The organism is Streptomyces sp. NPDC059455 (assembly GCF_042750115.1).
GTDB classification, from domain to species: domain Bacteria; phylum Actinomycetota; class Actinomycetes; order Streptomycetales; family Streptomycetaceae; genus Streptomyces; species Streptomyces endocoffeicus.
The window spans coordinates 49,442-55,182 of the sequence record NZ_JBHYVB010000059.1; the positions used below are offsets into that span (position 1 = coordinate 49,442).

A 5,741-nucleotide genomic window follows, 5' to 3' on the forward strand; every position below is an offset into this window, starting at 1 on the left:
TATCCGCTGAACCCCCGCCCCTCGTCCTTTTCTCCGGCTCCTTTTCTTCTTCTCCGGCTCCTTTTCTTCGGCTCCGGCTCAGTCCGCCGGGTCCTCCCCCTGGGAGCGGCGCTGCCGCCGCTCCAGGAAGATCTCGGTGAAGACCGAGACCTTGGCCCGCAGCGCCCAGGGGTCGAACGGCTTGGCCATGTAGTCCACGGCACCGGCCGCATAGCCCCGCGAGGAGTGCTCGGGATCGGAACCCATCGCGGTGAGGAAGATGATCGGGATGTCGCGGTTGCGGGAACGCCGCTTGATATGGGCCGCCGTCTCATAGCCGTCCATCTCGGGCATCTGCACATCCAGCAGGATCACCGCGAAGTCGTCATGGTCGAGCAGCGCCTTGAGGGCCTCCTGCCCGGAGGTCGCGGTCACCAGCTCCTGGTCGAGCGTGGCCAGCACGGCCTCCATGGCCAGCAGATTGTTCTGCTGGTCGTCCACCACGAGGATCTTCGGCCGTGGCCCCATGGCCCGCTGAGGCGCCGCGGGCCCTTCCCGTCCCATGGGCTCCTCCTCCTGTTGTGGCACCGCGGCCGGGCGCTGGGACTCCACCATGGCCAGCTGCCGCTCCAGGACCAGACAGCGCTCCTCCGCCAGCCGCCCCCGCAGCCGCACCTCGTCCAGCTCCTCGGTGAGCCGCCGCACCTCCTGCTGAAGCAGATCCCGCTCCTTGATCAGCTCCTTCCGGTCCGGGATGTCCCGCTCCAGCGCGTCCGCCCGGGCGCGCTCCGTCGCCCATGCCGCCTCGGCCTGGTTCAGCCGCACCTCGAGATCGGCGATGCGGTGCTTGAGGTCCAGCAGCGCCTCGCCCAGCACATCCTGGTGCGCCATGGAGACCCGCGCGTCCCGGTCGGCGTCGGCCAGCTGGATCTGCAGGATCTCCATGGCGTGTCCGGAGGAGCGGCTGGTGCGGACCGCGGCCCGGTGCAGCTCCCGCACCAGCTCGATGGCGGCCGGGGTGGGGGCGACGCCCCGCCGCTCGGCGAGATCGGTGAACAGATCGAAGACGAACTCCCACGGCGGGATGCGGGTGCCGTTCAGGAACCGCGAGATGGTGCTCGGATCGCGGTGCCGCCGCACCGCGTATCTGCGCAGCGAGACCCCCAGCCCCAGGAACAGCTTCCTCAGCTCCACAGCGAACGCCCGGCACTCCTCGGGCAGGTTCTCGCCCAGCGGATGCAGCACACTCATCGTGTCCCCCTGTACGGCGCACCGCGCCGATCAGACGACTCCCGGGCGATCTGCCCGAGTTGTGGAAAACACCCTGGAGCATCCCGCGGGTGTTGCGCCGGGCAATGACAAGAGTGGCAACACCGATATCAGGGGCGAAAACGCATCAGCCAGGACACCTGTCCGGCGTCCTGGCTGGTGATGGAGGTGGAGCCTAGGAGAGTCGAACTCCTGACATCCGCCATGCAAAGACGGCGCTCTACCAACTGAGCTAAGGCCCCTTCGCCGATCAGGATACCTGCTACCGACCAGCATTCCCGACCGGGTATCGCTCGCGCGTAGCGCTCTCCGTAGGATGCCACGCAAGATTCGCGGCAGCGAAGCGAAGGGGAGAGCGAGATGGACGCAACACAGCAGGATGCCACCGCGCGCGCACGGGAGCTTCAGCGCAGCTGGTACGGGGAGCCGCTGGGGGCGCTCTTTCGCCGTCTCATCGACGATCTCGGTCTGAACCAAGCCCGTCTCGCCGCCGTCCTCGGTCTGTCCGCGCCCATGCTCTCGCAGCTCATGAGCGGCCAGCGCGCCAAAATCGGCAACCCCGCCGTGGTCCAGCGAGTGCAGGCGCTGCAGGAGCTGTCCAGTCAGGCGGCGGATGGCAGGGTCAGCGCCGCCGAGGCCGCGGAGCGCATGGAGGAGATCAAGAAGTCCGCGGGCGGCTCGGTCCTCAACTCCACCCAGACCACGGCGAGCACGGGCGCCCCGACCGTACGGCGAGTGGTGCGCGAGATCCAGTCGCTGCTGCGGTCCGTGGCGGCCGCGGGGGACATCATCGATGCCGCCGACTCCCTCGCCCCCACCCACCCGGAGCTGGCAGAGTTTCTCCGTGTGTATGGCGCCGGGCGGACCGCCGAGGCGGTCGCCCATTACGAGGCGCACCAGAGCTGACGGGCTGAACTGCTGACGAGTCGATGACGGGGCGGGCACGGCGCGATGGGTGAGATCTTCGCGGGCCGGTACGAGCTGGTGGACCCGATCGGGCGTGGGGGCGTGGGCGCGGTATGGCGCGTCTGGGACCACCGCCGCCGACGGTACGTGGCAGCGAAGGTGCTCCAGCAACGTGACGCTCATACGCTGCTGCGCTTCGTCCGGGAACAGGCCCTGCGGATCGATCACCCCCATGTGCTGGCACCGGCCAGCTGGGCGGCCGACGACGACAAGGTGCTGTTCACCATGGACCTGGTGGGCGGCGGCTCGTTCGCCCATCTGATCGGGGACTACGGCCCGCTGCCGCCCCGCTATGTGTGCACCCTGATCGACCAGCTGCTCTCCGGACTGGCCGCGGTGCACGCCGAGGGCGTGGTGCACCGGGACATCAAACCCGCGAACATCCTGCTGGAATCCACCGGGACCGGGCGGCCGCACGTCCGGCTGTCCGACTTCGGCATCGCGCTGACCAAGGGCGAGCCGCGCCTCACCGAGGCCAACTACGTGATGGGCACGCCCGGCTACTTCGCGCCCGAGCAGATGATGGGCGACGACCCCGACTTCCCGGCGGACCTCTTCGCCGTCGGGCTGGTGGCGCTCTATCTGATCACCGGGCACAAGCCGGACGGGGAGGCGCTCGTCAAGCTCTTCGAGCAGGGGGTGCCGAACGCGCCCACCGCGGTGCCCGAACCGCTGTGGCAGGTGATCGCGGGGCTGCTGCAGCCGGACCCCGAGAACCGCTTCCGCACCGCCACGGGCGCGCGGAAGGCGCTGGCGACCGCGGTCGACCTGCTGCCCGAGGCCGACCTGGACGACGATGCCATCGAGGTCTTCGACCAACTCGGGCCACTGCCCAGCGGATTCGGCCCCGAGGGCCCCACCCGGCCGCGCCGCCGCCACGCGAAGGCCGACCCGCCCCAGGGCAATGGCGCGGCGCCGTCCCGGCCCCGGTCCGCCGCCGGCTCGGACCCCGCCGCCGAGGCAGCCCCCGGCTCCGACACGGCCGCTCCCCAGCAGCCGGCCGCCCCGCGTCCGTCCATGTCCGACACCGGCAGCTTCACCCTCCCGCCGCCGCTCCCCCGCAATGATCAGTCGCGCGCCCCGCACACCGAGGCCCCCGGGTCTCCAGGGACTCCGTCCTCCGGCGCCTCGTCGGCCGAAGTCCGGCACCCCGGACCCCCGCACGCCCAGACGCCCCTGAACCGGACCCCACCGCACCAGACCCCACCGCCGCGGCCCGCGGGCCCACCGACGCCGACGCCCCCGCCGCCGACCGCCCAGCCCTCGACTCCGCCCCCGCCGGTCCAGCGGCCGTCGATACCCCACCCGCTGACCCCGCCGACCCCATCCACGGCGGCCCCGATCCCACCGGCCCCACAGCCGCCCGTGCGCCACCCGCACCACGCACAACAGCAGCCTCCACACCCCGTACAGCCGGTGCAGCACCCGCACCCGCATACGCCCACCCCCGCTCCCGCTCCGAACGCGGCTCACACGCCGACACCGACGCCAACGCCGACACCCACGCCGACCCCGACACCGACGCCGCCCCCGCGTGACTTTCCTTCTACTCGTCCATACACCGCGGAGCGGCCGCGGGTTCCCTCCGCGACGCGGCGGCGCCCCGGACCGTCCCGGAAAGCGACGCTCTCGATCCTGATCGTGGCGGCGCTGTGCTTCGCCATCGGCGCATGGGCGCTGGTGGCAGCGGGCTGACCCCGCCCCAGGCCGCAACCACGAAGCAGGCCCCGGGGTCCGCCCGCAAGCAGGCCCCGGGGTCCGCCCGCAAGCAGGCCCCGGGCCCGCCCCCAAGCAGGCCCCAGACCCCAACTACCAAGCAGGCGGCGGCCCGTACCGCTGCTGCGCCGAGGCCCGCCGCCGGGCGGTGAGCGTCCACGCCCCGAGCCCGAGCACCAGCGCTGTCCCGGTGCCGATCCCCGCGTACCCCACCACCCGCAGTGCGTCCTTCGAGTCGGCGGCGCCGGAGCCGGAACTCCCCATCCGGTCGCCGTCCGCCGCGAGCGGATGGCTCCTGGCCGCCCGCCGGTCGGCCGCCGTGAGGCCGAACCCCGCCTTGACCGGGTCCTTGTCGTAGGCGGGCCCGCCGCGCGCGTCGCCCGCGACCCGTACCCGCAGCACGACCGGCACCGAGCTGTTCAGATGCGGTGCCACCTGTGGCGGGTTGAGGGTGACCGCCAGGAAGTACCCACCGCTGAAGCTCATCGCGCGGACCGTGGAGCCGGTGTTCGCATACCGGTTTCCGTAGGCCACCGGCGCTGTGGCCACCTGGGTGCGGGGCGGCTCGCCGTCCTGCGCGGCGGGGGTGCCGCGCTTCGCGAGTCCGCGCGCCGGGTTGTAGGCGTGCAGCGCCAGGGCGCGGTCGAGCAGACGGGTGCTCTGGTCCTTGCCGTCGGCGGACAGTTCGGCGACGGCGGAGAGGCGCTGCCCCCAGTCCACGGGCACCCGGTAGAAGTGCGTCTCCCCCGGCGTGATCTCGTCCCGCCACACCCCGGTCCCCAGGGTCGGCGCGTCGGTGAAGCCGCGCCCGCCGCGCCTCGGTAACGGGGTGCCGTCCGGCGCCTCGGGCGACGGCGAGCTCGAACTCCCCTCCGGGGCCGCCCCCGTGGCCCCGCCCTTCACCGGTGGCTCCACCATCAGCCGGAGCTCCACGGGCCAGCGCTCCGGGTCCGGTGACCCGTCCTGGCGCTCCACGGTCACCACATAGCGCCCCGCCTGGTGGCAGGAGGCCGGGCCGGAGTCGATCTGGCGGGAGGCGTAGTCGGCCAGGGGATAGGCCACACCGCTCGTCTCGATCTTCGGGGAGGCGGTGCCGCAGACGCCCCCGTCGGGGCTCTCCAGGGTCACCTTCACGCCATCGCGGTACGAGGTCACCTCCGCGCCCGGCCGGGGTGCCGCGACCGCCGAGACATAGGCGGCTGACTTCGTGTCGAGCGTCACGCCGTAGTACCGCTTCTCGCCCGGCCCGACGCTGTCGACATAGGTGCGGCCGGCCGCCAGAGAAGGGGCGCCCGCGTCACCGTCGGAGCCGGATATCCGGGTGCCGCGGGTCTCGTACGCCCGGGCCCCGGCGGCGCTGTCGGCGAGGGACGTCCCCGGTGCCGCGGCCACCGCGCACAGCGCCGCCGCCATGGTGAGACCGGCCCTGACCTTGCGGCGGTCCTTCATCGCGCGTCACTCCTCGTCGTACCGGCCGGTCGGCCCGCTCAACCCCGGCCTGGTCGGCTCGTTCAACCCGGCTCGGCCGGCCCGCTCAACTTTGCCTGTGCAAGCTATTCGTTTGCGAGAGTGAAACACGAAGGCCCCCAGCCGTCCCATCCCAACCGACGCCCCCGTCATCCCATCCCCGACGCCCCCGCCGCTTCCCCGCCACGGCGCCAGTAAAGCCGACGGGGCCCCCCCCCCCGCCACCGGGGGGGGGGCGGGGGGGACCCCCCCGGGCGGCCGGGCCCCCCCCCCCGCCACCGCCGGGGGGCACCTGTTCGACACCGACGCCCGCCTGGAGACCATCGTCTCGGCCCTGATGGAGG

The 5,741-nt window shown here is 72.6% G+C and carries 4 protein-coding genes and 1 tRNA gene; 2 read left to right on the top strand and 3 right to left on the bottom strand.

The window, feature by feature from the left end:
• Positions 1-78 precede the first annotated feature (78 nt).
• A complete protein-coding gene (locus tag ACFXB5_RS22130; protein WP_385210482.1) occupies positions 79-1,230 on the bottom strand; it encodes a response regulator in 1,152 nt (383 codons plus the stop codon).
• A gap of 187 nt (positions 1,231-1,417) precedes the next feature.
• Positions 1,418-1,490: transfer RNA gene (locus ACFXB5_RS22135), tRNA-Ala, on the bottom strand.
• A gap of 118 nt (positions 1,491-1,608) precedes the next feature.
• Between ACFXB5_RS22135 and ACFXB5_RS22140 the strand changes: the two genes are divergently transcribed.
• On the top strand, positions 1,609-2,154 hold the full coding sequence (locus ACFXB5_RS22140; protein ID WP_037954566.1) for a DNA-binding protein: 546 nt from the start codon (positions 1,609-1,611) through the stop codon (positions 2,152-2,154).
• 45 nt (positions 2,155-2,199) lie between these two features.
• On the top strand, positions 2,200-3,909 hold the full coding sequence (locus ACFXB5_RS22145) for a protein kinase (RefSeq protein WP_385210485.1): 1,710 nt from the start codon (positions 2,200-2,202) through the stop codon (positions 3,907-3,909).
• A 114-nt stretch (positions 3,910-4,023) separates the two neighbouring features.
• Here ACFXB5_RS22145 and ACFXB5_RS22150 read toward each other — a convergent pair whose 3' ends face one another.
• The gene (locus ACFXB5_RS22150) at positions 4,024-5,379 is read right to left on the bottom strand and encodes a hypothetical protein (RefSeq protein ID WP_385210488.1); all 1,356 of its coding nucleotides are present in this window, start codon (positions 5,377-5,379) and stop codon (positions 4,024-4,026) included.
• Positions 5,380-5,741: the final 362 nt, after the last annotated feature.